This is a genomic window from Lentzea pudingi, assembly GCF_014646255.1.
GTDB classification, from domain to species: Bacteria; Actinomycetota; Actinomycetes; order Mycobacteriales; family Pseudonocardiaceae; genus Lentzea; species Lentzea pudingi.
The window spans coordinates 619,804-646,620 of record NZ_BMNC01000004.1 but is presented as its reverse complement, the minus strand read 5'-3'; the positions used below and the strand labels follow the sequence as shown (position 1 = coordinate 646,620).

Annotated in this window: 28 protein-coding genes; 8 read left to right on the top strand and 20 right to left on the bottom strand. The window is 68.7% G+C overall.

The window, feature by feature from the left end:
- Positions 1-102 precede the first annotated feature (102 nt).
- Entirely contained in the window at positions 103-2,988 is a 2,886-nt protein-coding gene (locus IEY88_RS18485) for a substrate-binding domain-containing protein (RefSeq protein WP_189155973.1), read from the top strand.
- On the opposite strand, the gene IEY88_RS18480 is transcribed toward IEY88_RS18485, so the two are convergent.
- Positions 2,976-3,365 (bottom strand): response regulator, encoded by a 390-nt coding sequence (locus IEY88_RS18480; protein ID WP_189155972.1) that lies wholly within the window; start codon positions 3,363-3,365, stop codon positions 2,976-2,978. The two genes, IEY88_RS18485 and IEY88_RS18480, sit on opposite strands and share 13 nt — an antisense overlap.
- Positions 3,366-3,466: 101 nt before the next feature.
- On the opposite strand from IEY88_RS18480, the gene IEY88_RS18475 reads away from it, so the two are divergent.
- The 3 genes from IEY88_RS18475 (at position 3,467) to IEY88_RS18465 (ending at position 6,283) form a co-directional block, all read left to right on the top strand.
- The gene (locus IEY88_RS18475) at positions 3,467-4,186 is read left to right on the top strand and encodes a DUF4360 domain-containing protein (RefSeq protein WP_229693502.1); all 720 of its coding nucleotides are present in this window, start codon (positions 3,467-3,469) and stop codon (positions 4,184-4,186) included.
- A 78-nt stretch (positions 4,187-4,264) separates the two neighbouring features.
- On the top strand, positions 4,265-4,894 hold the full coding sequence (locus IEY88_RS18470) for a DUF4360 domain-containing protein (protein WP_189155971.1): 630 nt from the start codon (positions 4,265-4,267) through the stop codon (positions 4,892-4,894).
- Positions 4,895-5,026: 132 nt separating this feature from the next.
- Positions 5,027-6,283 carry a sensor histidine kinase gene (locus IEY88_RS18465; RefSeq protein ID WP_189155970.1) on the top strand — a complete coding sequence of 419 codons (1,257 nt, stop codon included), beginning with the start codon at positions 5,027-5,029 and terminating at the stop codon, positions 6,281-6,283.
- On the opposite strand, the gene IEY88_RS18460 is transcribed toward IEY88_RS18465, so the two are convergent.
- A complete protein-coding gene (locus tag IEY88_RS18460) occupies positions 6,273-7,373 on the bottom strand; it encodes a glycoside hydrolase family 113 protein (RefSeq protein ID WP_189155969.1) in 1,101 nt (366 codons plus the stop codon). The two genes, IEY88_RS18465 and IEY88_RS18460, sit on opposite strands and share 11 nt — an antisense overlap.
- Positions 7,374-7,412: 39 nt before the next feature.
- Here IEY88_RS18460 and IEY88_RS18455 point away from each other — a divergent pair, with 39 nt between their 5' ends.
- A complete protein-coding gene (locus IEY88_RS18455; RefSeq protein ID WP_189155968.1) occupies positions 7,413-8,033 on the top strand; it encodes a TetR/AcrR family transcriptional regulator in 621 nt (206 codons plus the stop codon).
- Here IEY88_RS18455 and IEY88_RS18450 read toward each other — a convergent pair.
- On the bottom strand, positions 8,020-9,627 hold the full coding sequence (locus tag IEY88_RS18450) for a serine/threonine-protein kinase (protein ID WP_189155967.1): 1,608 nt from the start codon (positions 9,625-9,627) through the stop codon (positions 8,020-8,022). The two genes, IEY88_RS18455 and IEY88_RS18450, sit on opposite strands and share 14 nt — an antisense overlap.
- Entirely contained in the window at positions 9,624-10,253 is a 630-nt protein-coding gene (locus tag IEY88_RS18445) for a hypothetical protein (RefSeq protein WP_229693501.1), read from the bottom strand. The genes IEY88_RS18450 and IEY88_RS18445 overlap by 4 nt, the downstream gene beginning before the upstream one ends.
- 259 nt (positions 10,254-10,512) lie before the next feature.
- Between IEY88_RS18445 and IEY88_RS44305 the strand changes: the two genes are divergently transcribed.
- Positions 10,513-11,316 carry a hypothetical protein gene (locus IEY88_RS44305; RefSeq protein ID WP_229693500.1) on the top strand — a complete coding sequence of 268 codons (804 nt, stop codon included), beginning with the start codon at positions 10,513-10,515 and terminating at the stop codon, positions 11,314-11,316.
- A 73-nt stretch (positions 11,317-11,389) separates the two neighbouring features.
- Here IEY88_RS44305 and IEY88_RS18435 read toward each other — a convergent pair whose 3' ends face one another.
- From IEY88_RS18435 to IEY88_RS18410, 6 genes are all read right to left on the bottom strand, one after another.
- On the bottom strand, positions 11,390-11,734 hold the full coding sequence (locus IEY88_RS18435; RefSeq protein ID WP_090067021.1) for an RNA polymerase-binding protein RbpA: 345 nt from the start codon (positions 11,732-11,734) through the stop codon (positions 11,390-11,392).
- Positions 11,735-11,800: 66 nt separating this feature from the next.
- Complete coding sequence (secG, locus tag IEY88_RS18430) at positions 11,801-12,043, bottom strand: preprotein translocase subunit SecG (RefSeq protein ID WP_189155966.1); 243 nt, start codon at positions 12,041-12,043, stop codon at positions 11,801-11,803.
- A gap of 94 nt (positions 12,044-12,137) precedes the next feature.
- Positions 12,138-12,926, bottom strand: a complete 789-nt coding sequence (gene tpiA / locus IEY88_RS18425; RefSeq protein ID WP_189155965.1) for a triose-phosphate isomerase — start codon at positions 12,924-12,926, stop codon at positions 12,138-12,140.
- A complete protein-coding gene (locus IEY88_RS18420) occupies positions 12,926-14,119 on the bottom strand; it encodes a phosphoglycerate kinase (protein ID WP_189155964.1) in 1,194 nt (397 codons plus the stop codon). Before IEY88_RS18420 ends, tpiA begins: the two co-directional genes overlap by 1 nt.
- Positions 14,120-14,135: 16 nt before the next feature.
- On the bottom strand, positions 14,136-15,140 hold the full coding sequence (gene gap, locus IEY88_RS18415) for a type I glyceraldehyde-3-phosphate dehydrogenase (RefSeq protein WP_189155963.1): 1,005 nt from the start codon (positions 15,138-15,140) through the stop codon (positions 14,136-14,138).
- Positions 15,141-15,255: 115 nt separating this feature from the next.
- Positions 15,256-15,462 (bottom strand): hypothetical protein, encoded by a 207-nt coding sequence (locus IEY88_RS18410; RefSeq protein ID WP_189155962.1) that lies wholly within the window; start codon positions 15,460-15,462, stop codon positions 15,256-15,258.
- A gap of 25 nt (positions 15,463-15,487) precedes the next feature.
- Between IEY88_RS18410 and IEY88_RS18405 the strand changes: the two genes are divergently transcribed.
- On the top strand, positions 15,488-15,664 hold the full coding sequence (locus IEY88_RS18405; protein WP_189155961.1) for a hypothetical protein: 177 nt from the start codon (positions 15,488-15,490) through the stop codon (positions 15,662-15,664).
- Between the two features lie 180 nt (positions 15,665-15,844).
- On the opposite strand, the gene IEY88_RS18400 is transcribed toward IEY88_RS18405, so the two are convergent.
- The 5 genes from IEY88_RS18400 to rapZ form a co-directional block, all read right to left on the bottom strand.
- Entirely contained in the window at positions 15,845-17,245 is a 1,401-nt protein-coding gene (locus IEY88_RS18400; RefSeq protein ID WP_189155960.1) for an FG-GAP-like repeat-containing protein, read from the bottom strand.
- Positions 17,246-17,280: 35 nt separating this feature from the next.
- A complete protein-coding gene (locus IEY88_RS18395; RefSeq protein ID WP_189155959.1) occupies positions 17,281-18,645 on the bottom strand; it encodes an FG-GAP repeat domain-containing protein in 1,365 nt (454 codons plus the stop codon).
- Positions 18,646-18,805: 160 nt separating this feature from the next.
- A complete protein-coding gene (gene whiA / locus IEY88_RS18390; RefSeq protein WP_189155958.1) occupies positions 18,806-19,792 on the bottom strand; it encodes a DNA-binding protein WhiA in 987 nt (328 codons plus the stop codon).
- Positions 19,783-20,751, bottom strand: a complete 969-nt coding sequence (locus tag IEY88_RS18385; RefSeq protein ID WP_189156084.1) for a gluconeogenesis factor YvcK family protein — start codon at positions 20,749-20,751, stop codon at positions 19,783-19,785. Before IEY88_RS18385 ends, whiA begins: the two co-directional genes overlap by 10 nt.
- 5 nt (positions 20,752-20,756) lie before the next feature.
- Positions 20,757-21,614: an RNase adapter RapZ gene (gene rapZ / locus IEY88_RS18380; RefSeq protein WP_189156083.1), complete on the bottom strand. Its 858-nt coding sequence runs from the start codon at positions 21,612-21,614 to the stop codon at positions 20,757-20,759.
- Between the two features lie 326 nt (positions 21,615-21,940).
- Here rapZ and IEY88_RS18375 point away from each other — a divergent pair, with 326 nt between their 5' ends.
- Complete coding sequence (locus IEY88_RS18375) at positions 21,941-22,126, top strand: hypothetical protein (RefSeq protein WP_189155957.1); 186 nt, start codon at positions 21,941-21,943, stop codon at positions 22,124-22,126.
- A 478-nt stretch (positions 22,127-22,604) separates the two neighbouring features.
- Here the strand turns inward: IEY88_RS18375 and IEY88_RS18370 are convergent, their stop codons facing one another.
- The 5 genes from IEY88_RS18370 to IEY88_RS18350 form a co-directional block, all read right to left on the bottom strand.
- Entirely contained in the window at positions 22,605-23,147 is a 543-nt protein-coding gene (locus IEY88_RS18370) for an HD domain-containing protein (RefSeq protein ID WP_189155956.1), read from the bottom strand.
- 11 nt (positions 23,148-23,158) lie between these two features.
- Positions 23,159-25,057, bottom strand: a complete 1,899-nt coding sequence (gene uvrC, locus IEY88_RS18365) for an excinuclease ABC subunit UvrC (RefSeq protein WP_189155955.1) — start codon at positions 25,055-25,057, stop codon at positions 23,159-23,161.
- 42 nt (positions 25,058-25,099) lie between these two features.
- Positions 25,100-25,567 (bottom strand): Rieske (2Fe-2S) protein, encoded by a 468-nt coding sequence (locus IEY88_RS18360; protein WP_229693498.1) that lies wholly within the window; start codon positions 25,565-25,567, stop codon positions 25,100-25,102.
- Between the two features lie 111 nt (positions 25,568-25,678).
- Positions 25,679-26,077, bottom strand: coding sequence for a Rieske (2Fe-2S) protein (locus IEY88_RS18355; protein ID WP_189155953.1), 399 nt, complete (start codon positions 26,075-26,077; stop codon positions 25,679-25,681).
- 9 nt (positions 26,078-26,086) lie between these two features.
- The gene (locus tag IEY88_RS18350; protein WP_189155952.1) at positions 26,087-26,575 is read right to left on the bottom strand and encodes a hypothetical protein; all 489 of its coding nucleotides are present in this window, start codon (positions 26,573-26,575) and stop codon (positions 26,087-26,089) included.
- Between the last annotated feature and the right edge of the window lie 242 nt (positions 26,576-26,817).

The following is a 26,817-nucleotide window of genomic DNA, read 5'->3' as shown; positions in this document are numbered from 1 at the left end:
CACGGCAGGCATTCCCCCCGACAACGCGTATCATCCCCAATCGCGTTGAGTAGCGGGGGTTTTGTGGCGAACGGCAGTGCGAAGCGACGTCCCACTATCGGGATGATCACCGCTGGCCCGCTGATCGAGCTCGCGGGCGAGCAGTGGCGTGGTGTCAGTGACGGCGCTCAGCGGCTCGGGTGCGACCTCGTGTGTTTCGTCGGCAGCGAGCTGGACCACCCGGATCCGCTCAAGCGTCGTGCGAACACGGTCTACGACCTCATTTCGCCGAACCGCATCGATGCGCTCGTGGTGTGGACTACGCGCGTGGGGCAGCTCATCGGCTCCGATGGCATGCAGGAGTACGTGAAGCGGTACGCGCCGATGCCCATCGTGAGCGTCGAGACGAGCCTTGCCCAGTGGCCAACGATCCTGATGGACAACCGGGGCGGCATGAAGCAGGCCGTCGACCACCTCATCGAGGTGCACGGCAAGCGCCGGATCGCGTTCGTCCGCGGGCCGCAAACGCATGCGGGCGCCCGTGAGCGGTTCCTGGGGTACGCGGATTCGTTGCGCAACCACGGAATCCCGTTCGATCCCGCGCTCGTCACGATGCCGGGTTCGTTCATCTGGGAACCCAACCGCGCCGCCGAGACCGTGCGCAAGATGCTCGCGCGGATCGACGAACCACCGGACGCCGTCGCCGCCGCGAACGACGACTACGCGATCGGGGTCGTGTCCGCGCTGGAGGAACTGGGTTTCCGCACGCCGGAGGACGTCGCCGTCGTCGGGTACGGCAACCACACGAACGTCCGCACACACGACCTCGGCTACAGCGCGGCGGCGAGGATGCAGCGCGAGGTGGACATCGACGCGGCGGCGCCCGCGTTCACCACCGTCAGGGCGCCGTTCCACGAGATGGGTTTCCGGGCCGCCGAACTCGCGGTGGCGCTGGTGCGGGGTGAGCCGGCGCGGCACCGGCAGACCATGCCGACCGAGCTGATCGTGCGCCGGTCGTGCGGCTGCCTGCCGGCGGGGCTCGGCGACCACGCCCCCGCGCACGACCGGATCGGGATCAACGAGTCCGCGACCGCGTCCACGGTGGCCGACCACCTGCGCGACTCGCTCGGGCAACCCTCCGCGCAGCTGCCGGACGGCTGGGCCGAACAGCTGGTCGTCGAGCTGATGGCGGCGGGCCGCGGTGAGGTCGAGGGCGCGGAGTTCCTGAAACTGCTGGCCGAGTACATCCGCCTGAGTGCGCGCGCCGGGTGCGAACCGGCGCAGTGGTGGCCACCGCTGTTCGACCTGCATCGGTTCGTGACGGCCCGCATCAGCGACGCGACCATCATCAACGACCTGTGGCTGCGCGTTCAGTTTCTTCTGGGCGATGCGTTCGCCACGGACGCACGGTTCAAGTACCTATCGCACGAGCGTCACGACCAGACGGTGCGTGAAGCAGGCCAACGGCTCATCGCGTCACGGGACGTGGACGAGCTGACGACCGCACTGGCCGAGGAGCTCCCCCGCCTCGCCATCCCGGGCTGTCACGTCATGGCGTACGACACGCCAGGCACGGCGCGCACCCTCGTCCGTTACGAGAACGGCGAGCTCAAGCCCCCGCCGGACACCCCGTTCCCCACCATCAACCTGACGCCGTACCCGTTCCGCCGGACCACGCCGTTCAACGCGCTGATCGCGCCGCTGCACACCGACGAGGACAACCTCGGGTACGTGATCTTCGAGGAGGGCCCGGAGCCCGGCTGGATCTACGAGGCCGTGCAGCAGCAGCTCAGCAGTGCGCTGCGGAGCATCAGGCTGATGCAGGAGCTGAAGGACGCGCGCGCACGGCTCGAGGAACGCGTCGGCGAGACCGAGGCGCAGCTACGGCACGCACAGAAGATGGAAGCCATCGGCCGGTTGACCGGCGGCATCGCGCACGACTTCAACAACATCCTCACGGTCGTGAACGGCAACAGCGAGATGCTGCTGCGACGCACCCTTCAGGACGATCCGCGGCGCACGGCGATCGAGGACATAAGGCACGCTGGCGAACGGGCCGCGAACCTGACGAGGCAACTGCTCGCGTTCACCCGCCAGCAGGTCCTGCACCCGGAGTCCCTGGACCTGCGGCACAACCTCACGAAGGTCCACTCGATGCTGCGCACGCTCGTCGGCGACCACATCGAACTGGAGATGCACCTGCCGGACGGCGTCGCGCAGGTGTGGGCGGACGCGGGTCAGGTCGAGCAGATCCTGTTCAACCTCGCGGTCAACTCCCGCGACGCCATGCCCGACGGCGGCACGCTGCGGATCGAGATCGCGGGCAGGACCCTCGGCAGCGGCGACAGCGGCCGGATCGTCGGTGTGCGGCCGGGCGAGTACGTCGTGATGCGCGTCCAGGACACCGGCGGCGGCATGGCCCCGGACGTGCAGGCGCAGGTGTTCGAGCCGTACTTCACGACCAAACCGGTCGGCAAGGGCACGGGCCTCGGCCTGTCCACGGTGTTCGGCATCGTGCAGCAGTCCGGCGGGCAGATCGAACTGATCAGCGCACCGGGCGAGGGCACGACCGTGGAGGTCTACCTGCCCGTGCCGCACGAACGCGACGGCAAGGCCGAAGCACCGTGCGCGCGCCGCCCGACCACGCACCAGGGCGTCGGCACCGTGCTGCTCGTGGAGGACGACGCCCAGGTGCGCGTCATGACCAGGCGCTCACTGGAGATCGCGGGCTACGCGGTGATCGAGGCGGGCGACGGTCAGGAGGCGCTGCAGCTCGCCACCGCGCACCGCAGCACCATCGACCTGGTGCTCACCGACGTCGTGATGCCGAAGATGGGTGGCCCGGAGCTCGTCCGGCTGCTGCGCTCGACGGGCGCCGCGCCGGCCGTGATCTACATGTCCGGCTACACGACCGACGAGGTTCTCGACGACGAGGTGCTGATCACCAAGCCGTACGTGGAGTCCGAACTGCTCGAACGCGTCCGCCGCGCGTTGGCTCAGGACGCCTGAGCGCGGTTCGCGAGCACGGCGCGGACCGTCTCGTCGAGCGTCTCCAGCCGGAACGGCTTCTGCAGGTAGTCGGCGATCTCGTGCCCGGCGAACCGCCGCTCCAGCGACGTGCGGTCGTACCCGCTGGTCAGCACCACCGGTACCGTGAGCCCCTCGCGTTCCAGCTCCGCCAGCACCTCCTCGCCGGACAGGCCCGGCATGGAGTGGTCGAGCAGCATCAGGCTGATCTCACCGGACCGGTGGCGCAGGACCTCGATCGCCTCGGTGCCGTCGATGGCCTGCAGAACGGTGAAGCCCAGCTCCTCGAGCAGGCTCACGGTGTACCTACGCACGGGGTCCTCGTCCTCGACGACGAGCACCAGCCCAGCCAGCGACATGCGGGCAAGTATGCCGGAAACTATTCGTGTCCTCAGCACCAGGTCGCCGACTGTTTGTGATAATTCTCCACGAGCTGCTCCATCAGTGTGACCTGGGCCATTTGGATCACACCATTGGTCGACCCTCTGCGCTAACCTTCGCGGCACCGCTGCCGCTCCACGCTGAGAAAGAGGCACCAGGAAAGGCCAACTTCATGCGTAAAGCGACGGCAGCAGCCGCTCTGGCCGTGCTGTTCACATTGTCGTCAGCACCCGCACACGCCGCGACGATTCCTTCGGAGCGTGTGACGATCGACGTGGTGACGGTGAACGGTTCCGGGTGCAAGCAAGGCACCGCCGAAGTGATCGTCTCACCCGACAACACGTCGTTCTGGGTGATCTACAGCGACTACCTCGCCCAGGCGGGCAAGGGTGCCGCTGCGACCGACTTCCGGAAGAACTGCCAGCTGACGCTGCAGGTCAACGTGCCGCAGGGCTTCTCGTACGGCATCGCGGAAGCGACCTACGGCGGCTACGGGTACCTCAGGCCCGGCGCGACCGGGTACCAGTCGGTGAATTACTACTTCGCCGGTCAATCGGCCACCACGACGTGGAAGCACACGTTCACCGGGCCGTTCGACGACAACTGGTCGATCACCCATCGAACCGAGTTCTCCGAGATCGTCTGGGCACCGTGCGGTGAGAAGAAGAATCTCAACGTCAACAGCGCCCTGCGGGTCGACAAGGGTACCTCGGACGCCAATACAAACAGTTTCATGACGATGGACCACCAGCGCGGAGAAGTGCGCACGTTGCACCACTTCTCGTGGAAGCGCTGCTGATTTCCCGATAAAGGCCGCCGCCACCCGAGTCCAACCGCCGCCACCCCTCCCCGCGAGACGCGTTTGGAAAGGTGCCCCATGCTCAACGCGGTTGCCGCTGCCCTGCTGGCCTCAGCCATCATCATCCCGCCCGGCGCGCCCAACGAGACGCCGCCGCCCGACCACATCACGATCGACATCGTCACGGTCAACGGCTCCGGATGCCCGGCGGGCACGGCGGCCGTCGCGGTGTCCGAGGACAACAAGGCGTTCACCGTCACCTACAGCGACTACCTGGCCCAGGTCGGCGTCGGCGCGCGGCCGACCGACTTCCGCAAGAACTGCCAGCTCAACCTGCGGGTCAACGTCCCGCAGGGCTTCACCTACGGCATCGCCCAGGCCGACTACAGAGGCTTCGCGCACCTGGAGAGAGGCGCGTACGCCATCCAGAAGGCCAACTACTACTTCCAGGGCATGTCGCAGAACGACTCGGCGCAACACCGCTACAACGGCCCGCACAGCGACGACTGGCAGGCCACGGACCAGACCGAGGTCGCCGCGATCGTCTACTCCCCGTGCGGCGAGAAGCGGAACTTCAACATCAACACCGAGCTCCGCGTGTACCCCGGCTCGTCCAACACGGCGACGACGACCAGCTTCGTCTCGATGGACTCCACGGACGGTGCCATCGACACGACCTACCAGTTCTCGTGGAAGACATGCCCCTAGTAGGGCTGTGACTACCGCACGCGTTCACACGAGCGTGTGCGGTAGCACATATGTGAGCCGACAGCCGTACAGATTCGCGTGTGCGGGCGTCTTACCCCCATGACGGGGCAGGTCGGGGTAAAGGGGCAGCCAATGCCAACCGCCGCATACGCGCAGTACGGTGAGGATCGCAAGGCTCACAGGGGAGGTCGGATCCTGACCACGACGTTGCTCCCGGCCAGACGGTCGGCGGAGGCTTCAGCCAGTTCGCGCTGGCCGCTCAGCGGCGACTACCGGCAGGTGCTCGCCGACCTCGCGCTGATCTTCTTCGCCGCGCTCGACGTCTGGCTGTACGGGTTGTGGCTCGAGGCGGACCCGATCACGGACCTCCCGCCGATCGAGAACTACCAGCTGTGGCTCAACTGGCTCGCGGTCGGCGCGCTCGTCCTGCGCCGCCGGTTCCCGTTCCTCACGCTCGTGCTGACCATCCCCGGCTTCTTCGTCGGCTGGTCGCAGCTCGCCGCGATGATCGCCCTCTACACGGTCGCCCGCCGCTACATCGGCGGCTGGCAGACGGGCCTCGCGGCCGCGCTGGTGTGGCTGTGCCGGTTCGTCGCGTGGCCGTTCGAGGAGCTCATCGAACGGCCGGCCTCCGGTCACTTCCACTCGGCGATCTACGGCTTCCTGGTGGCAGGTCTGCCGATCGCGATCGGCCTGCTGGTGCACGCACGGCAGGAGCTGTCGGACCGCATCCGCGAACTGGCCGAGTCCCGCGAGAGAGAACGGGTGCTGCACGCGCACGCCATCCGTGCCGACGAACGGGCAAAGCTCGCCCGCGAGATGCACGACGTCGTGTCGCACCAGGTCAGTCTCATCGCGATGCAGGCGGGCGCGCTCCGCATGGCCGTGGCGGACGCCGAACACAAGCAGGTCGCCGGCACCATCCGCACGTTGTCGACGCGCACGCTCGATGAACTCCGCACGCTCGTGTCCGTTCTACGCACCACGGACGACACGCAGCCGAGCCTCGACGAGCTCCCCGACCTGGCCGCCGACGCGGGCTTCGAGGTCACCATCCAGCTCAAGGGCCCGGTCGAGGACCTCTCCGCACCGGTGTCCGGCGCCGTCTACCGGACGGTGCAGGAGGCCCTGACGAACATCCGCAAGCACGCCGTGGGGGCGAGCGCGACGGTGTTCATCGACGCCCAGTACGACGACAACGTGCTGGTCGAGGTGCGCAACACCGCCGCGTCCAGCCCGTCGTCGACGTTGCCCAGCGGAGGTCACGGCCTGGTCGGCCTGCGTGAGCGCGCCACGTTGCTCGGTGGCGAGTTCTCCGCGGGGCCGACCGAGGACGGCGGCTTCCTCGTGTCGGCGACGTTCCCGAGGGAACGCGTCATCACCGATTGAAGCGCTGGAAGGCGTGGAACGACTTCTTCGGCTCCAGTCGGTACGGCGAGTTGTCGTCGTCGAATCGCTCACGGACCGTGCGGAGCAGGCTGTACGAGGCCATGTCGTAGTCGCGATCGCGGCACGTCGGGTTGTGCGGCGAGTCCGGTGAGATGACCGAGTACAGGTGCGATCCCTCGACGTCGGGCTGTGCGCCGAACACGCGCAGCATGCGCGCGACGTGGTCGGCCTGTTCGCGTTCGTCCCGCTCGTAGCCGGGCTTGATCACCGGCGGGACGGCCTCGTAGTCGACGATGTCCCAGCCCATCCCACCGGCGCTCGCGGCACCGGTGAACGTGCAGCAGCCGTACTCGAGGATCATCAGCGGCTTGCCCCAGCGCCGGTACCTGTCCAGGTCGGCCGTGTACTCGGCATCGGTCGCGAAGTGCGTGTAGTAGTCGAGACCGACGACGTCGAACAACGACCAGTCGTTCCACTCCGCGTCGGCGCTCGCCGCCGCGCCGTAGGTGATGCGGCCCCGGAACTCCCGGCGCGTCACCTCAACGGCCTTCGCCATGAACTCGCGGAAGCGGCGGATGATCACGGGCCACTCGGTCTGCGGGATGGACGGGATGTGCGCGATCCGGTCCAGGAACGTGTCGCCGGGGATGATGCCCGGCGTGAAGAGGAAGTGCTCGCAGCCGGTGACGAACGTGATGTCGTCGCCGTGTCGCTTGCGCTCGGCCGTGCGCGCGGCCTCGGCCATGTGCTCCAGGATCTGCTCTTGCGGGTGGTCGTAGAGCCTGGGCTGCACGAAGACTTTCAGGCCGCGGCGCAACGCCACGTCCGTCGTCTCGGCGAGGCGGCCGAGGTCGGTGCCGAACGCCGTGATCGACGGGCAGCGCAGGTCGTCCGCGATCAGGCCGATCTCCCGTTCGAGCTGCCGCCGGCTCCACCGCGCCCGGCTCAACGGGTCCCCCACCGCGTGCAGGACGCCCGTGTCGTAGCAGACGCCACCGCGCTTCTTCGGCGCCGCCGAGGCCGTCCCACCCACGCCGGCCAGCGCCACGGCACCCGCGACGGACTTCAGGAACACCTTTCGACTGATCATCATTCCCCCTCGACTAGTTACTCAACTAGGCTACTGGTCATGCAACCAGAAAATCGGTCGGGCGGCCAGAAGCGCAGCTTCATCGAGGACGCCCGGCGCGGTCAGATCGTGGCCGCGACGATCGCGACGATCACCGAGATCGGGTACGCGAAGTCGTCGTTCGTGCAGATCGCGCAGCGTGCGGGCATCAGCCCTGGGCTCATCACGTACCACTTCGCCAAGCGCGAGGAGCTGATGAAGCAGGTCATGCTGACCGTGCACGACTCGATGGACCGCGCACTGACCACGTACACCGAGAACGCCACCGACCACGTCACGGCGCTACGGCAGCTCATCAAGGGCTTCGTGCACTACTGCGCCGAGCATCCCGCGGAGCTCATCGCGATCTCCCAGATCGCGGCCGCCGCACGCGACGCGGAAGCCGCACGGGCGTGGGCAGAAGCGCAGAACGCGGCCACGCTGGACGAGTTGGAGGACATGTTCCGCGAGGGTCAGGCGCTCGGCGAACTGCGGGCGTTCTCGCCTCGCGTGATGGCCGTGTCGGTGCTCGCCGCGATGGAGGCGGCGCCGGCCGAGCTCGTGGCCCGGCCGGACACCGACGTCTCCGCGTACGCGAGCGAACTCGCGGACCTGTTCGAACGAGCGGTCAGGGCCGCTTAGAGGCGAGCGACGCGCTCAACGCCGCCGCCGCACCCAGCACCCCGCACGTGAGCGCGATCGACATCGTCGGCTCGTGCGTGAGCAGCACCGACACCAGCAGCCACACGGCGAGCCCCAGCACGAGGCCGAGCGGCACCGACGCGATGATCGCCGCCACGCCGGTCTGCCGCCGCCGCAACGCGCGCAGGTTCGACTCCAGGTACGCGAACGCGAAGAGCAGCAACAGCACCGAACCGGTGCCCATGAGGCTCAGCCACGGCGTCTGGCTCGACACCAGCAGGAACGGCGGCTGCTCGTCGACCTGGGCCCGCACGGCGCCGCCGACGATCCACCGCGTGACACCGGGCAGCACGAACCCCTCCGGCGTGCGCTCCACGTCCGCGATCGGGATACCGGCCGCCGTCACGACGAGGTGCGTGCCGTCGGCCTTCACCGGATCCGCGAGGTCCAGCGTGACCGAGGTCGTGAGCGTGTTGGCCGTCGCCACGAACGGCACGACGACCATCGCGATCAACGCGAGCGCGGCCACCAGCCACAACGCCCACGGCGTCGACGGCGGCTTGATCACCTGCGCGGCCGGCACCAACGTGCTGCTGCCGCTCAGGCGCGCGGCCGGGATCGGGTCGACCAGCGTGGCCCTGATCCGCTGCCCGGTGAGCGTCACGGTGTCGCGTTCGGGCACGGGCCGCAGCGACGGACGCGTGGACGACGACGACACCTGCGGTGCGAGGTGCACGGGCATGCCCAGGCGCACGAGCCAGTCCGGACCGAACAGGTGGCCCGCCGCGGCGGCCAGGTCGATCGCGAACGTCTCGGCGTTGCGGTACCGCGCGTCGGGCTCCCGGGCGATGCTGCGCATCACCACGCCCGCAAGGGGTTCCGGCACGTTCGGCAACGGCCTCGGGTCCTGGAACACCCGCTTCTGGATCATCGCGATCGGGCCGCCGCCGCGTTCGAACGGCAGGTCGCCGCAGAGCAGTTCGTAGAGCATCGTGCCGGTCGCGTAGACGTCGGCCGCGGGCGACAGCGCGTTACCCATCGCCTGCTCCGGCGCGATGTACGCGGGCGTGCCGAGCACCGCGCCACCGTGCGTCACGAGCGTCGCGCCCTCCGACACCACCTGCGAGATGCCGAAGTCCGCCACCTTCACCACGCCGTTCGAGGTGAAGAGCAGGTTCTTCGGCTTCACGTCGAGGTGCAGCACCCCGGCGTCGTGCGCCGCGTGCAGCCCGGACAACGCCGCCAGCACGATCCCGCACGACTGCTGCGCCGTCAGCCCGTCGCCGGAGAACCGCGACCAGACCGTGCCGCCGTCGAGGCGTTCCATCACCAGCAGGTGCTCGCCCTGCTGCCGGACGTAGTCGTAGACCGGCACGATGTGCGGGTGGTCGAGCCGGGCCAGCAGCCGCGCCTCGTGCTCGAAGCGCTCGCTCATCCTCGGGTCCTCGGCCACCGCGTGCGGCAGCCGTTTGATCGCCACGGGACGCCCGAGCTGGCGGTGCAGACCGCCGTAGACGACGCCCATGCCGCCCTCGCCGATCTGCTCGCCGACGGCGTACTGCGGCAGGGCGGCGACCACACTGGACAGACTCACCGCTGGATCCTCACCGTGTCCGCATCCATTGAGGACGGTGACCGTTCGCCAGGATGCGGTGTCACGTAGCCGAGAACGAACGCGGCCGCCGCGGCCCCGACGATGAACGGGATCTCGGCCGTCGGCGACGGCGCCACCAGCCGCAGCACCGACAACGAGATCACCGCGATCAGCCCGGTCCCGATGCCCGCGGGCAGGAACCGCATGGCCCGCTGCCACCGGTTCGCGGGAAGCCTCCTGCGCGCCAGTGCGATCAACGCCCCCGCCCACGACAACGCCGTCAGCACGAGCACGCCCAGCCCGAACGCCCCGTAGACCGACCAGAGCGAACCCTTGACGTCACCGGTCGTCTCGACGGACGCGATGCTCTCGCGTTGCGCGTCGATGACCTCGACCGTGACCGGAAGGAGACCGATGGCCTGCGAGCCGAGGTCCGTGGGGTCAAGGGGGAACGACCGGGTCTCCGACGACTTCGCCTGCACCTCGAACGGAACCGTTGTGTCGTAGGAGAAGAAGGTCAACGCCAGCGCGGTGCCGCTGATCCGCACGGTCTTCACGCGCTGCAGGGTGTTCGTGTTGTTGCGGACCGTGATCGAGACCTTGGCGGTCTGCGACGGGTCCAGCACCAGATTCCCTACTCCAACCGGCCTACCGTCCACATCGGCCTCGAGGATCACGGACCCGTCCTGTGCGGAAGCCGTCGGTGGGAGCAGCATAATTCCGCACAACAGCAGTAAACCTGCACCGGCCATGCGACGTCTCACTAGCGCACCTTAGGTTCTGATCCGGGGAGAGGGAATGCGGTCTTTAGGCTTACTCGTGGCTGTAGCAGCCGGTGTTACGGTGCTGGTCGCCACACCTGCGGCCGCACAGCAGCAGACGACGGTGACCGCGAATCCTAACAGCGGCCCGGCCGGCTCCAGTACGACTTTCACCTGGTCAGGCTTCATCAGATGCAAGGGCACGATCCGCATCAACTGGGCCGGGAGCGTACTGGCCACCGCGCCGTACGCGTCCACTGGTTCGGTCACGGCCACCATCCCGCCCGGGACCAAGGTGGGCACGTACACCTTCACCGCGACGGACGAGTGCCAGCACATCGCGCGCAACCAGTTCACCGTGACGCCCCCGCCGCCCGTCACCACGACCAGGCAGCCGACCACCACCACGCAGCCGCCCGTCACCAACCCACCGGTGACCAACCCGCCCGTGACGACCCGTCCGCCGGTCGTCACGACCACCACGACTCCCCCGGTGACGACCACGACCACGACGACCACCACGGACTCGTCGACGCCCTCGTCCTCCTCCACCACCGACGCGTTCACCGGTCCCGCCGACGGCGTCCTCGTGCTGGACAAGGAGAACATCCAGCCCGGTGACGACCTGACCGCGACCGGCACCGGCTGTCCCAAGGGCGCGAGCGTGACCCTGAGGTCGCTGGGTCAGGACGTCGGCAAGACGACGGCCGACGAGAACGGCGGGTTCTCGTCCCCGGTGAAGTTCGCCAGCATCGAGCCCGGCCGTCACAAGGTGCGCGCGGAGTGCGGCATCGTGCTCGTGGGCAACGTGGACGTGACGTTGATGAGCTCGTCCGGCGGCTCGACCAGCACGCTCGTGGTGCTGCTGTTCTTCCTGCTCATCGGCGCCGCGATGCTGCGCCGTCAGTTCTCCGGCCTGAGGCGGTAAGACCCCTGATCAGACGCGAAAGGCCCCCTCTCCGCAGTAGAGGGGGCCTTTCGCGTTGATCTGCGAGCCAGGCTTACGGCTCTTCGCGCTGACGGCGCAGCTTGGCGAGAGCCTCTTCGAGGATCGCCTCACCGTCCGCGTCGGAGCGCCGCTCCTTCACGTACGCGAGGTGCGTCTTGTACGGCTCGTTGCGCGGAGGCGCGGGTGGCGTCTGCTCGTCACGACCTGCCGGCAGGCCGCAGCGCGGGCAGTCCCAGTTCTCCGGCACGTCCGCTTCCATCGCGAAAGAAGGCCGGGACTCGTGACCGTTCGCGCACCAGTACGACACCCGACGACGGGGCGCGGACTCGCCGCGCTCCGATTCGCCCATCGGGCCTGCGCCGACGCGGGTACCGCGAATCGCGTTACCACCAGACATCGACCGTTACACCCCCACCAAGTGGTTACCCCAAGCCCCGAGGGGCTTCTGCCGCTGAACGGTTGATCAGGCTGACGGAGGCAGCTTGATCAGCAGTCCGATGCCCACGATGGCGATGACCCAGATCGCGCCGACGAAGAGCGTCAGGCGGTCGAGGTTCTTCTCCACGACGGAGGAACCGGACAGACTCGACTGCATACCGCCGCCGAACAGCGAGGAAAGGCCGCCACCACGGCCGCGGTGCAACAGCACGAGCAGCACCAGCAGCACGCTGGAGACGATCAACAGGATCTGCAGGAACAGGATCATTTCTTCCTCGCTGTCAGGCAGCCGACGCCATAGAGTACCTGTTCGACTGCCGAACGTGTGCAACCAGTGGGGTTATGGGTTTAGCCAGATCAACTTAGGGTAGAGGCCCGCCGGCAGCCAATGCGCACAGCTTGGTGAATTCGTCCGCCTGAAGGCTGGCACCGCCGACGAGAGCGCCGTCGATGTCCTTCTGCGCGATGAGCTCACCGATGTTGGACGACTTCACCGAACCGCCGTACAGCACCCGCACAACCGCCGCGGTCTCCTCGCCGTACTTCTCCGCCACGAACGAGCGGACCAGCGAGCACACCTCCTGCGCGTCGGCAGAGGAAGCGGTGCGACCGGTGCCGATGGCCCACACGGGCTCGTAGGCGAACACGATCTTGGCGACCTGCTCGGCCGTGAAGCCCTTCAGGCCGTCCTCGAGCTGCTGGCGCACCAGCTCCAGGTGACCCTTGGCCTCGCGGACGTCGAGCTTCTCGCCGAAGCAGAAGATCGGGGTGACCTCGTGCTTCAGCGCCGCCTTGACCTTGGCGTTGATGATCGCGTCCGTCTCGCCGTGGTACTCGCGGCGCTCGGAGTGACCGACCACGACGTAGTGGCAGGCCAGCTTCTTCAGCATCGCGCCGGACACCTCGCCGGTGTACGCGCCGGACTCGTGCTGCGAGATGTCCTGGGCGCCGTACTTCAGCAGCAGCTTGTCGCCGTCGACCAGCGTCTGGATGCTGCGGATGTCGACGAACGGGGGAAGAACGGCGACCTCGACCTTGGCGAAGTACTTCTCCGGGAGGGAGAAGGCGATCTTCTGCACGAGGCCGATGGCCTCGAGGTGGTTGAGGTTCATCTTCCAGTTGCCCGCGATGAGCGGGAGCCGGGCTGCCATCAGGACTCCAAAACGCTGATGCCGGGGAGTTCCTTGCCCTCGAGGTATTCGAGGGAGGCGCCGCCGCCGGTGGAGATGTGCGAGAAGCCGTCCTCGGGCAGACCCAGCGCACGCACCGCCGCGGCCGAGTCGCCGCCGCCGACGACGGTGAACGCCTCGGACTTCACGAGGGCCTCGGCGACGGCACGGGTGCCACCGGCGTAGGTCTCGATCTCGAAGACGCCCATGGGGCCGTTCCAGAACACGGTCTTGGCGTCGGCGAGCTTCGACGCGAACAGCTCGCGCGACTTCGGGCCGATGTCGAGGCCCATCTTGTCCGCGGGGATGTCGGAGATCGCGACGACGTCGTGCTCGACGTTGCCGAACTCGGCCGTGACCAGCACGTCGACCGGCAGCACGAGCTCGACGCCGCGCTTCTCGGCCTCCGCGAGGAAGCCCTTGACCTGGTCGAGCTGGTCCTCCTGCAGCAGCGACGTGCCGACCTCGTGGCCCTGGGCCTTGAGGAACGTGTACGCCATGCCGCCGCCGATGAGCAGCCGGTCGACCTTGGACAGCAGGTTCGCGATGACGCCGAGCTTGTCGGACACCTTCGACCCGCCGAGCGCCACGACGTACGGGCGCTCCAGGTCGTCGGTGAGCTTCTTGAGCACGCCGAGCTCGGCCTCGACGAGACCGCCGACGTACGCGGGCAGCTTCTGCGCCACGTCGTAGACCGAGGCCTGCTTGCGGTGCACGACACCGAAGCCGTCGGACACGAACGCGTCCGCGAACGAGGCGAGCTCGTCCGCGAGCTCCGCGCGCTCCGCGTCGACCTTCGAGGTCTCGCGGGCGTCGAAGCGGACGTTCTCCAGCATCACGACGCCACCGTCGGTCAGCGCGCCGACCACGGAGGTGGCGGACGGGCCGACGAGGTCGCTCGCGAGCGGGACCTCGGTGCCGAGCAGCTCACCGAGGCGAGCGGCGGCGGGCGCGAGGGAGAACTTCGGGTCCGGCTCGCCCTTGGGGCGGCCGAGGTGGGCGGTGACGATCACGCGGGCACCCGCGTCGGCGAGTGCCTTGATCGTCGGCACCGACGCGCGCACGCGGCCGTCGTCGGTGATCTTGTCTCCGTCGAGGGGGACGTTCAGGTCGGCGCGCACGAGCACGCGCCGACCCGCGACACCCTCGGCGAGCAGGTCGCTGAGAGTCTTCAACGTTCCGCTCCCGAACTCAGATCTTGGAGGCGACGAGCTTGACCAGGTCCGCGAGGCGGTTGGAGTAGCCCCACTCGTTGTCGTACCAGCCGACGACCTTGACCTGGTTGCCGATGACCTTGGTCAGCGGCGCGTCGTAGATGCACGAGTGCGGGTCGGTGACGATGTCGGCCGACACGATCGGGTCCGTCGAGTACTTGAGGATGCCGGCCAGGGGGCCCTCGGCGGCGGCCTTGTACGCGGCGTTGACCTCGTCGACGGTGACCTCGCGCTTGAGCGTGACGGTCAGGTCGGTGGCCGAGCCGGTGGGGATCGGCACGCGCAGCGCGTAGCCGTCGAGCTTGCCCTTGAGCTCCGGCAGCACCAGGCCGATGGCCTTCGCGGCACCCGTGGAGGTCGGGACGATGTTCAGCGCGGCGGCGCGGGCACGGCGGAGGTCGCTGTGCGGCGCGTCCTGCAGGTTCTGGTCCTGCGTGTACGCGTGGATCGTGGTCATGAGGCCCTGCTCGATGCCGAAGCTGTCGTTGAGGACCTTGGCCAGCGGCGCGAGGCAGTTGGTGGTGCAGGACGCGTTCGAGATGATCGTCTGCGAACCGTCGAACTTCTCCTCGTTCGCGCCGATGACGACGGTGAGGTCCTCGTTCTTGGCGGGCGCGGAGATGATGACCTTCTTGGCGCCGCCCTCGTCCACGTGCGAGCGGGCCTTGGTGGCGTCGGTGAAGAAACCGGTCGACTCGACCACGACGTCGACGCCGAGGTCCTTCCAGGGCAGCTTGCCCGGGTCGCGCTCGGCCAGGGCCTTGATGACCTTGCCGTCGACGGAGATGCCCTCGTCGGTGACCTGCACGTCGGCGTCCAGACGACCGAGGATGCTGTCGTACTTCAGCAGGTGCGCCATCGTGGCGACGTCACCGAGGTCGTTGAACGCGACGATCTCGATGTCGTGGCCACCGGCCCTCACGGCGCGGAAGAAGTTGCGCCCGATGCGACCGAAACCATTGACACCTACACGAACCGTCACGACTGACTCCTTGCGTTCAGCTTGGTAGGAACGAGCCCACCCTATCTGCCGAACTGCGTCCCTGGTCACAGGGATAGTGAGTATCTCTGTATCGAGCCAGAAAAAGGGGTCCTGATTAGGCCGTTCGGCGGCGGAACGCGCGGAGCATCCAGAGGTAGGCGCTCAGCTCCTCCGCGGCCTCGGCGGCGGAGCGGCAAGCCTCCGGACCGGTCTCCTGCGAACCGGTCCCGACGACGGCCGCGATGCGCGCGAGCCACTCGTCGACGACGGGACGGTCCTGGGGCGGCACGAGCGGGCCCTCGGGTCTGGTCGGGTCTGTCATAGCCGCCACCGCCGCCTGCGCGACCGTGGAAATCCGCTCGGTGAAACGGCTAGGCCGTCCCGGCGCGCTCGACACCTTCGCCGGCTGCCATGAGGAGCAGGCCCCGCTGGCACGAAACGAGACGAAACGTCTCGTCGAGAATCCCAACGGACTGGTCACTGCACGCGAACAGGACGTGGCGACGCTGGTCGCGAAGGGCTGACGAACCGGCAGATCGAGCAGCGGCTCGGCATCTCGCCGCACACAGTCGCGCGGCACGTCACCCGCGCACCTTCGACACCGGGGCTGCGGTCGCAGGCCCAACTCGCCGTGTGGACCGGTCGCCGAACGCCGAGAAGGCCCGCACCGGATCGCCGGTGCGGGCCTTCTCGAGCCGTTCAGGTCAGCCGAGGTCGGGGAACTCCACGCGCTCGGGGTCGACGGTGCCGACGCCGCCGATGGACGACGGGGCGTGCCACGAACCCGCCAGCGCGTTGTTGTTCTGCCAAGCCGTCAGCGAGCCGTCACCGGACACCCTGATCACCTCTGCCTTACCGTCCGCGTTGAGATCCGCGAACTTGACGCCGGAGATCGGACCGGCGCCGACACCACCGATGGTCGATGGTGCGTACCACGAACCGGCGAAGGCGTCGCTGTTCTGCCACGCGACGAGTGTGCCGTCAGCGTGGACCTTGATCAGGTCGGCTTTGCGGTCCGCGTTGAGGTCGGCGAAGCGCAGCTGCGCCGGGTTGACCGGACCCGTGCTGCCGATGGCCACCGGCGCATACCAGGAGCCCGCCAGGGCGTTGTTGTTCAGCCACGCGGTCAGCGAGCCGTCCGTACCGATCTTGACCAGGTCCGCGCGCTTGTCACCATTGAGGTCGGCGAGCCGGAGCTGAGCCGGGTCGGCGTCACCGACGCCGCCGATGCCCGCTGGGGCGTGCCACGAACCGGTGAGCGCGTTGCCGTTCTTCCAGCCGGTCAGCGAGCCGTCCGCGTTGACGCGGACGATGTCTTCCTTGCCGTCACCGTCGAGGTCGCCGTACTTCACCCGCGAGGCCTCCACCGGTCCGACTCCGCCGATGCCCTCCGGTGCGAACCAAGATCCACCGAGCGCGTCGAAGTTCTGCCAGCCGGTCAGTGAGCCTCCCGCCTCGAGCCGCACGACGTCGGCCTTGCCGAACTGCGGGGGCGGCGGCGCATCGCTCACCCCTGCCGGGCGGACGTACTTCACGAGGTAGTAGCCCTCGCTCGCCGAGTAGGTGCCGGTCGTGGCGTTGATCGTCGTCGGCACCACACGGGAGCGGCCTGAAGTCGTCGGCTGGTCGCCGGACCCGCCGTCCCAGTTGCCGTTCTGGACGCGGACCGTGCCGTTGGAGTTGACCGCGACGACGATGGCCACGTGCTGGATGTTGCTCGCCGAGTTGTTCGGGCTGAAGACCGCGGCGTCACCGACGCGCGGAGTGTCGCTGAGCGAACTGTTGGCGACGCCGTAGCGGTAGAAACTGCGGGCGCCTGGGTCGAGGCCGTTGACGCTGATGCCTCCGACGTTCGCCCAGACCCACTTGGCGAAGTCCGCGCACCAGTACTCGGGACGCCCGCTGAAACCGGTGCAGCTGGTGTAGAAGTATCTGCCTCCCAAACTGTTGGTGCTGCAGGCCATCTTGCCCTCATTGGCGTTGGCCAGGTTGGCGATGTCGGCGCCGGTCGCGGCCTGGGCCTGACCTGCGAGCAGGAGCGGGCTGAGGACTGCGGCGGAGAGCAGGGTCGTGGCGACCCGGATGATGGCGCGGCTGAGTTTCATGACGATTCTCCTTGTCCAGTGTGGTTTCGGATTGCTCAGCCGAGCTCGGCGAACTCGACGCGGTCGGGCTGGTCGATGCCCACGCCGCCGATGTTCGACGGCGCGTGCCAGGAACCGGCCAGGGCGTCGTTGTTCTGCCAGGCGGTCAACGAACCACCGCTGTAGACCTTGATCACGTCCGCCTTCCCGTCCGCGTTGAGGTCCGCGAACCGGACTCCGGCGACACCGTCGGCCCCGACACCACCGATGGTCGACGGTGCGAACCACGACCCGGCCAGGGCGTTGCTGTTCTGCCAGGCGGTCAGCGAGCCGTCCGCGTTGACCCTGATCAGGTCGGCCTTGCCGTCCGCGTTGAGGTCCGCGAAACGCAGCTGCGCAGGGTCGACGGGACCGGTGCTGCCGATGGCCTTCGGGGCGTGCCAGGAACCGGCCAGGGCGTCGTTGTTCTGCCAGGCGGTGAGCGAGCCGTCGATGTCTACCTTGATCAGGTCGGCCTTGTGGTCACCGTTGAGGTCGGCCAGCCGCAGTTGTTTCGGGTCGACCGAGCCGACGCCACCAATGGTGGACGGCGCGAACCACGACCCGGCCAGAGCCTTGTTGTTCTGCCAGCCGGTGAGCGAGCCGTCGGGGTTCACGCGGACCAGATCCTCCCGGCCGTCGCCGTTGAGGTCACCGAACTTCAGCCGTGCGGGCTCGACCGGACCGGTGCCACCGATGGCCTGCGGCGCGTACCAGGATCCGGCCAGGGCGTCACTGTTCTGCCAGCCGGTCAGCGAGCCGTCGACGTTGAACCGCACCACATCCGCCTTGCCGAACGGGGTCCCGCCACCGCCTCCGCCCCAGAGGTGGTTCCCGATCTTGACCGCGTCGGATGCCTCGACGCCGTACTTGTAGCGGAGGTCCTCGCGCGGCCGCTGCACATCCGCGGCCACGGCACCGATGCTCGCGTTGTTCCAGGACCCGTTGGGGTAAAAGCGGACCATCGTGTCGAGGAACTTGTCGGTGGCGATCTGCGGGTTCGTCCGTTCCGCAAAGCTGCCCCAACTCGCCCGCTGCTGGTAGAGGCCAACCGAGTCCAGGTCGCCTCCGTCGAGGTTCGCGTTGCTCGACTCGACAATCGTTGTCGCCAGAGCGATCGCAGCGGCACGCTGGTTGAACCCACGAGCCTTCACCCGCTCCACCACGGCTCTGGCACAAGACGTGTTATATGCGGTCATCGAACCACGCATCTTGTTGCCGAGTAACGGGTTCAGGGCGGATGCAGCGGCGGAATCCGCAGCGGTGGGCCCGCCGGACGTACAGGGCAGGGCGTTCAAGTCAGCGGACGCGACACCGGTGAACGCACCGACGAAGAGCGATGCGACGGTCACCGCAGACAGGATCGCAGTGGGGTACTTCATTCTCGTTTCCTCCGATTTTCCCTGTTCAGGGTTGCTCGATGGAAGAACGATCACAGGGCGAACTGAAGAAAATCTAAAGAGGATCAGTCAGTGGCTTTTAGTCACTTTTTAGATGCGAAAGGGCCCCGAGTCGATCGACTCGGGGCCCGGCAAACGTCTCTCAGACCTCGGCTTCGAGCATCTCCGCCGTGACCGCGGACTCGGTGTCCGGCAGCCCCAGGTCCTTGGCCCGCTTGTCCGCCATGGCCAGCAGACGCCTTATACGGCCTGCCACCGCGTCCTTGGTCATCTGCGGGTCCGACAGCTGGCCCAGTTCCTCCAGCGACGCCTGGCGGTGCGCGAGGCGCAGTGTGCCGGCGGCGGCCAGGTGGTCCGGCGCCTCCGGGCCGAGGATCTCCAGCGCGCGGGCGACCCGTGCGGCCGCCGCGACGGCCGCGCGGGCCGAGCGGCGCAGGTTCGCGTCGTCGAAGTTCGCCAGCCTGTTCGCGGTGGCGCGGACCTCGCGCCGCATCCGGCGCTCTTCCCACGCCATGACGCTGTCGTGCGCGCCGAGCTTGGTCAGCATCGCGCCGATGGCGTCGCCGTCCCTTATCACCACGCGCTCGGCCCCGCGGACCTCGCGCGACTTGGACGAGATGCCCATCCTGCGCGCCGCGCCGACCAGTGCCAGCGCGGCCTCGGGGCCGGGGCAGGTGATCTCCAGCGACGAGCTGCGGCCCGGTTCGGTCAGCGAGCCGTGTGCCAGGAAGGCGCCACGCCACGCGGCTTCGGCGTCGCACACACCGCCGGACACGACCGGCGCGGGCAAGCCTCGGACCGGGCGGCCGCGCGGGTCGAGCAGACCGGTCTGCCGGGCGAGACCCTCGCCGTCCTTGACCACGCGGACGACGTACCGGGTGCCCTTGCGCAGGCCGTTGGACTGGATCGTGAAGACCTCGGCGTGGTGGCCGTAGAGCGCCTGGATCTCCTTGAGCAGCCTGCGGGCCGCGGAACCCAGGTCGAGCTCGGCCTCGACGACGACCCGGCCGGACACGATGTGCAGGCCGCCGGCGAACCTGAGCAGGGAGGACACCTCCGCGCGGCGGCAACAGGTCTTGGATACCGCGAGCCTGCTCAGCTCGTCCTTGACCGCCGACGTCATCGCCACGGGCTCGTCCCTCCCACTCCGGTCTCCTCGACCACTTGCCTCAGGCAACCGGCGAGCGCCTCCGGATCATGCCGTTCCGCGGCCTCCGGTGCGGCGATCTTCGCCAGATGCGTACGCGCGCCCAGTGCCGAGGCGGCTCGCGTCAGCCGGTCCGGGGTCGGGACCGAGTCGACGTCGGCGATCACCGCGTCCACCTTCAGCTCGGGTGCGTGTTCGCAGACTACGTCCAAATGCCGCTCCGGAGAGAAACCAGCAGTTTCACCCGGTTGGGGGACGAGATTGAGCACGAGCACCTTCTTGGCACGCGTGCGCACCAGCGCGTCGAGCAGATCGGGCACCAGCAGATGCGGCAAGACGCTGGTGAACCACGATCCGGGCCCGAGTACCACGACATCGGCGTCAAGTACAGCCTGTACTGCTTCCGGACAGCCGGCAGGTCGCCCGTTCGGGGCAGTCAGCCGGATGCGCTGCACGAGCCCCGGCGTGGTCGCGATGGCGACCTGCCCCCGGATGCGCCGCACGTCCGTCACGTCCTCGTCGAGGCCCATGACGTCGGCCTCGATGTCGAGCGGATCGTTCGACATCGGCAGCACCCTGCCCTTGACGCCGAGCAGCCTGCTCGTCAGGTCCAGCACCGCGACCGGGTCGCCGAGCTGCTCGAGCAGCCCGGCGATCACCAGGTTGCCGACCGCGTGGCCCGCGAGCGCCCCCGTCCCACCGAACCGGTGCTTGAACAGCGACGTCCAGCGCTGGCTGGCCTCGTCCTCCCCCGCCAGCGCCGCCATGGCCTTGCGCAGGTCACCCGGCGGCAACAGGTCTTGCAGCTCACGCCGGAGACGGCCCGAGGAGCCCCCGTCGTCCGCGACGGTCACCACGGCCGTCACGTCGTCGGTGACCCGCCTCAACGCAGTCAGCGTCGCGTGCAGCCCGTGCCCGCCACCCAAAGCAACAGCTTTCAACTTCGTCACTCACGTCCCAGATCCCTGTGCACGACCTTCACGGCCATGCCGTCCTCGCTCGCCAGCCGCGTGGCCAGCTCTTCGCTCAGGGCGACACTGCGGTGCTTGCCGCCGGTGCACCCGATCGCGAGCGTCAGGTAGCGCTTGCCCTCACGCCGGTAACCGGCACCGATGAGCCTCAGGAGCTCGTGGTACCGATCAAGGAACTCGTCCGCGCCCTCCTGGGACAGCACGTAGTTGCGCACCTCACCATCGAGACCCGTCTGCTCCCGCAGCTCCGGGATCCAGAACGGGTTCGGCAGGAACCGCACGTCCATGACGAGGTCGGCGTCCATCGGCAGCCCGTACTTGTAGCCGAAGCTCAGCACGGTGACCCGCGTCCTGCTCGCGGCCTCGGAGCCGAACGAGTCCTCGATCTTGGCCCGCAGCTGGTGGATGCTCAGCGCCGACGTGTCGAGCACGAGGTCGGCTTCCTGCTTGAGCGGCGTCAGCAGGATCCGCTCGGCCTCGATGCCGTCGTGCAGCCGCCCGTCCCCCTGCATCGGGTGACCGCGGCGCACCGCCTCGAACCGCCGGATCAGCACGTCGTCGGTGGCTTCGAGGAACAGCACACGCGGCTTGTACCCACGCGCGTCCAGGTCCTTGATGATGGCGGCCAGGTCCTCGGTGAACGCGCGGCTGCGCACGTCCATGACGACGGCGACCCTGGTGATCGCCCCGCGCGCCTGGGCGCCGAGCTCGACCATGGTGGCGATGAGTTCCGGGGGCAGGTTGTCCACGACGAACCAGCCGAGGTCCTCCAGGCACTTGGCCGCGGTGCTGCGGCCCGCACCGGACAGCCCGGTCACCACGGCGACTTCGATGCCGGACTTCTCCGCGTTCACGACTACGACTCCGTTACCTGTTCATGAGCGCGTTTCTACCGCACTCTCGTTTGGGCAAGCTCGATGCTGGGCCACGCCACGACCGGGCGCGCCCTGGGTGAGTCTCCACTGGAACGGCCCTCACGCGCGGCAGGTTCGGCGATTGAGACGGGCGCGTCGTGGCCGCGGTCACGATCCTCGCCCCGTGTGCGGGCTGCTCGCAGGGCGGGCGTGACCAGTGCGGCGGGTGGGGCTGGTGCGGCTCGCGGAGGGTGGGCTGGTGGTGGGGTGTTGCGGTAGGCGGGAGGGTGAGGCGGGCAGCAGGGATGCGGCGCGCGGGAGGGCGCGGCATGCGGGACGAGTGCGGCGCGCGAGAGAGGGCGCGGCAGGCCGGAGGAGTACGGCGCGCGAGAGAGCGCGGCAGGCCGGAGGAGTACGGCGCGCGAGGACGCGGCAGGCGGGAAGAGTGCGGCGCGAGAGAGCGCGGCAAGCCGGAGGAGTACGGCGCGTGAGAGGACGCGGCAGGCCGGAGAAGTGCACCACGCGAGAGAGAGGACGCGGCAAGCGGGACGAGTGCGGCGCCGAGAGAGGACACGGCAAGCCGGAGAAGTGCAGCACGCGGGAAGGGTGTGGCAAGCGGGAAGGGTCCGGCGTGAGGAGGGCACAGCACGCCGGAGGAGTGCGGCGCGAGAGAGGGCGCGGCAGGCCGGAGGAGTGCGGCGCCGAGAGAGCGCGGCAGGCCGGTCTCGTGCGGCGCACGGGAGGAGCGCAACGCACGAGAAAGCGTGGCAGGCCCGAGAAGTGCGGCAGGCAACAAGGGTGCGGCAGGCGGGAGGAGAACCGGGCGTTCGCGCGCGCACGCCCACTGCGGCACGCGAGACAAGTGCGCCACGCGAGACAGGTGCGCCACGCGAGGCAGGTGCGGCACCGCGCGTTCGCAGGCGCGCCACCACCGCGGCACGGCACGTCCACACGCACGCGGCATCGCACTCACACCGCGACCGGGTAGCTCGACTGGTACGCCAGCCGCGCGTCGGCGTCCGACGCGATCCGGTCCAGCTCGTCGTCCAGCGCCATGAACACCTCCCACGACTCCAGGCCCGCGGCCGCGGCCAGCCTTTCGGTCACGAGTTGCTCGAGCTCCGGCACGCGCTTGGCCTTCCACACCTTGTCCGCGAGGCTGACGAGCAGCTCCTCCAGGCTGATCCCCGGCGCCGTCCACGACGCGTGCGTACGGGCGAAGCGGGCCAGCCGCTCCGAGACGCCGCGCTCCAGCAGCAGCGCGTAGCCCGCTGGCTCGTGGGCGGACCCCGGGCCGGACAACTCGTTGGGGTGCAACACCTTCCCGATGTCGTGGGTGGCCGCGCCGAAGAGCACCGCCTCCTGGTCGAGAGCCACCGCGGGGTGGTGTCGTGACACCCACGCGACCAGCTCGCACGCCACGTCGTGCACGAGGCGCAGGTGCGCCGCCAGGCGTGGGGGCGCGTGCAGATCGGTCAGCAACGACTCGGCCAGAGCAGGGAGCGGCGGCATGTCCGACACCATCAGGCCTTCCCGCCCGAGGCCAGTGTCGCCACCACGGCCTCCGCGGTGCGCCGGCCCACGCCCGGTACGTCGCTGATCTCGTCCACTGTGGCCTGTCGCAGTTTGCGGACCGAGCCGAAGTGCTTGAGCAGTGCGGCTTTGCGGGTCTCGCCGAGGCCCGGCACCTCGTCGAGCTCCGAGGTGGTCATGCGCTTCGAGCGCTTCTGGCGGTGGTAGGCGATGGCGAAGCGGTGTGCCTCGTCGCGGACTCGTTGCAACAGGTACAGGCCGTCGCTCGAGCGCGGCAGGATCACCGGGTCCGCCTCGCCGGGAACCCAGACCTCTTCGAGGCGCTTGGCCAGGCCGACGACGGCCACGTCGGTGATGCCCAGTTCGGCCAGGACGTCGGAGGCCGCCGCTGCCTGGGGGCCCGCGCCGTCGACCACCAGGAGGTTGGGCGGGTAGGCGAACTTGCGGGGTTTGCCGGTGTCCGGGTCGATGCCCGGGTTCGGGCCGCCCGAGGCCGTTTCGCGCAGCATGGCCTGGAAGCGGCGGCGGACCACCTCGGCGATCGAGGCGACGTCGCCCTCGGTGGCCGCCTCGCGGATGGCGAAGCGGCGGTACTCCGACTTGCGGGCCAGGCCGTCCTCGAACACGACCAGGGACGCCACCACATCCGTGCCCTGGACGTGGCTGATGTCGATGCACTCGATGCGCAACGGTGCGGTGTCGAGCGCCAGCGCGTCCTGGATCTCCTGCAGTGCGGCGGAACGGGCGGTCAGGTCGCCCGCCCGGCGGAGCTTGTGCTGGGCGAAGGCCTCGGAGGCGTTGCGCGCCACCGTTTCCATCAACGCCCGCTTGTCGCCTCGTTGCGGGACGCGCAGCACGACCCGTGAGCCGCGTTGCTCGGACAGCAGGTCTTCCAGCGCGGGCGCGTCCTCCGGCAGCACCGGGACCAGCACCTCGCGCGGGGTGTTCTCCGTGTCGTCGCCGTAGAACTGCATGATGAACTGGTCGACGAGCCCTCCGTCGTCGAGCGCCTCCACCTTGTCGAGCACCCAGCCGCGCTGGCCGCGCACCCGGCCGCCGCGCACGTGGAAGACCTGGACCGAGACCTCCAGCTCGTCCTGCGCGAACGCCATCACGTCGGCGTCGGTGCCGTCGCCCAGGACGACGGCCTGCTTCTCCATCGCACGGCGCAACGCGCCCAGGTCGTCGCGCAGCCGGGCCGCTCGTTCGAACTCCAGCTCCTCCGACGCCTGCAGCATCTCGCGTTCGAGGCGGCGGACCATGTTGTCCGTCTTGCCCGCCAGGAAGTCGCAGAAGTCGAGCACGATGTCGCGGTGCTCGTCCGCCGACACCTTGCCCACGCACGGCGCCGAGCACTTGTCGATGTACCCGAGCAGGCACGGGCGGCCGATCTGGTTGTGCCGCTTGAAAACACCCGCCGAGCACGTGCGCGCGGGGAACACGCGCAGCAGCAGGTCGAGCGTCTCGCGGATCGCCCAGGCGTGGGCGAACGGCCCGAAGTAGCGCACGCCCTTCTTGCGCGGCCCCCGGTACACGTGCAGGCGCGGGTAGTCCTCGTGCAGCGTGACGGCCAGCACCGGGTACGACTTGTCGTCGCGGTACCGGACGTTGAAGCGCGGGTCGTACTCCTTGATCCAGTTGTACTCGAGCTGCAGCGCCTCGACCTCGGTGGTGACGACCGTCCACTCGACGGAGGCCGCCGTCGTCACCATCTGGCGGGTGCGCGGGTGCAGCCCGGCCAGATCCGCGAAGTAGGAGTTCAGCCTGCTGCGCAAGCTCTTCGCCTTGCCGACGTACACGACCCGGCCACCGGCGTCGCGGAACTTGTAGACGCCGGGAGCCTCGGGAATCGTGCCCATAGCGGGGCGGTACGTCGAGGGATCTGCCACGCCGTCCAGACTATCGACGCGGTCTGACAAAAACAGAAAGGGTCAGGTCAGGACCACCTGGTCACCGTCGACCTTCACGGAGACGGCGCGCAGACCGGTCGTCGCCGGCCCCTTCTTCACCGCACCGTCGGAAGCACCGAACTGGCTGCCGTGCGAAGGGCAGATGATGGTGCCGCCGGAAGGCTCCGCGACCATCGACCCCTGGTGCGGGCACGTCGCGTCGTACGCCTTGACCTCGGTGGCGGAGATGCGCGCCACGACGATCTTCTTGCCGCCGGGGGCGTCGACGACCGCACCGCCGCCTTCGGGCACGTCGGCGAGCGCGACCAGCTTGGTGCCGCTGGTCCCGGCGGAACCGCTGGACCCCGTCGGGGTCGAGCCGCCCTGGGTCGGAGCGGAGCCGGAAGGACTCGGGGAACTGCACGCCGTCACGAGTCCGCTGGGCACGGCGAGAGCGACTGCGATTCCGCACAGGGCCGCGCGCCTGCTGACCGGGCTTTCGGTGTTCACGACCGATCCTCCGTGGTGGTGGTGAGGGTGTTCGGGGTTACACCACAGCATTACGCGAATCAGTCAGCGAGAGTTCAGCGAGAGCACCGATGCACAGCAAATGCACAGGTCTCAGCCGAGCACCAGATCGTCGCCGGAACGCACGAGTGCGACCTCGGTCAGTCCCGAAGTCGCAGGTGCTTCGCGGACAGCGCCCGAAGAGGGGTCGAACGTGCTCCCGTGCAACGGGCAGGTGATCACTCCGGCGGCAGGCGGGTTCACGAGGGAACCGACGTGCGGACAGGCCGGGTTGAACGCCCGGAATTCACCCGATCGAGGTTGCACGACCAGCAGCTGGGCGTTGCCGGGCATGTCCACCAGCAAGCCGGAACCGGAGGGCACCGCGGACACGGCCACGACCCGATCACCGGGCCGGGCGGTCCCGACGCCACCCGTCTTGCGAGGAGCGGGCTCGCCACAGGCGCTCAACGCGGCAGCGAGCCCACACAACAACACAGTTCGTCGATCCACGAGCACCGATTATCGGCGCTGGTCCTCCGCGGCGGCCGTCCGGGCCAGCGCCAGCACGGCGGTGAACGGGGGGAACCAGTGCCGCGAGTGCGACGGCGGGTTCGCCCAGCGCAGCGATCCGTACCTGGTCATCGTCGGTGGCAGGGCTATCCGGTGCGGCGATCGCACGAACTGGACCTCCGGCGGCGCCTTGAGGTGCGTCGGCAGCAACGCCACCAGCTCGGCCAGGAAGATCCAGTGTTCGCGGGGGCCGGGGATCACCGTCACGGGCCCGGCGAGCATCCGGGACTTCAGATCGGCCAGCACCCTCGACCCGATCCGCGCCGGCATCGCCAAAGCTGTCGTGGCGGGGCCCAGGGGCAGGAACACACCCTGCTCGGTGACGGTCACCTGCCAGCCGAGCAACCGGTAGCCCGCGACGGCCTCCCCGATCGCACGTGCGTGTCCCCTGTTCTGTGGGATCCCGGCGGTACCGGTCTCCGCGGTCGTGAGGCTCATCGGCGGTTGTCCTCCCCTTAGGTGGGTCAGGCACTGGCCAAGCCACGGGGATCCACCCGCAGCCTGACGTTGTGCAGGGTGCTTCTCGGTTCCCGCCAACACCACTCGTCCGCTGCATCCACCTCATGCAGCGGACGTATGAAGCTCATCCGCCAGGCGGGGGGACCAGGACTGCGACACGCGAACCCATTACGTCTTATGCATGAGATGGATGGACTGACGATCACACCTCCGTACACTGG

Bases quoted from the DNA above. Each gene is read 5' to 3' on its own strand.
- IEY88_RS18485 (WP_189155973.1), top strand. From the start codon at position 103: ATGATCACCGCTGGCCCGCTGATCGAGCTCGCGGGCGAGCAGTGGCGT.
- IEY88_RS18480 (WP_189155972.1), bottom strand. From the start codon at position 3,365: ATGTCGCTGGCTGGGCTGGTGCTCGTCGTCGAGGACGAGGACCCCGTG.
- IEY88_RS18470 (WP_189155971.1), top strand. From the start codon at position 4,265: ATGCTCAACGCGGTTGCCGCTGCCCTGCTGGCCTCAGCCATCATCATC.
- IEY88_RS18465 (WP_189155970.1), top strand. From the start codon at position 5,027: ATGCCAACCGCCGCATACGCGCAGTACGGTGAGGATCGCAAGGCTCAC.
- IEY88_RS18460 (WP_189155969.1), bottom strand. From the start codon at position 7,373: ATGATCAGTCGAAAGGTGTTCCTGAAGTCCGTCGCGGGTGCCGTGGCG.
- IEY88_RS18455 (WP_189155968.1), top strand. From the start codon at position 7,413: ATGCAACCAGAAAATCGGTCGGGCGGCCAGAAGCGCAGCTTCATCGAG.
- IEY88_RS18435 (WP_090067021.1), bottom strand. From the start codon at position 11,734: ATGTCTGGTGGTAACGCGATTCGCGGTACCCGCGTCGGCGCAGGCCCG.
- secG (WP_189155966.1), bottom strand. From the start codon at position 12,043: ATGATCCTGTTCCTGCAGATCCTGTTGATCGTCTCCAGCGTGCTGCTG.
- tpiA (WP_189155965.1), bottom strand. From the start codon at position 12,926: ATGGCAGCCCGGCTCCCGCTCATCGCGGGCAACTGGAAGATGAACCTC.
- IEY88_RS18410 (WP_189155962.1), bottom strand. From the start codon at position 15,462: ATGACAGACCCGACCAGACCCGAGGGCCCGCTCGTGCCGCCCCAGGAC.
- IEY88_RS18400 (WP_189155960.1), bottom strand. From the start codon at position 17,245: ATGAAACTCAGCCGCGCCATCATCCGGGTCGCCACGACCCTGCTCTCC.
- IEY88_RS18395 (WP_189155959.1), bottom strand. From the start codon at position 18,645: ATGAAGTACCCCACTGCGATCCTGTCTGCGGTGACCGTCGCATCGCTC.
- IEY88_RS18375 (WP_189155957.1), top strand. From the start codon at position 21,941: ATGCGGCGCGCGGGAGGGCGCGGCATGCGGGACGAGTGCGGCGCGCGA.
- IEY88_RS18370 (WP_189155956.1), bottom strand. From the start codon at position 23,147: ATGCCGCCGCTCCCTGCTCTGGCCGAGTCGTTGCTGACCGATCTGCAC.
- IEY88_RS18350 (WP_189155952.1), bottom strand. From the start codon at position 26,575: ATGAGCCTCACGACCGCGGAGACCGGTACCGCCGGGATCCCACAGAAC.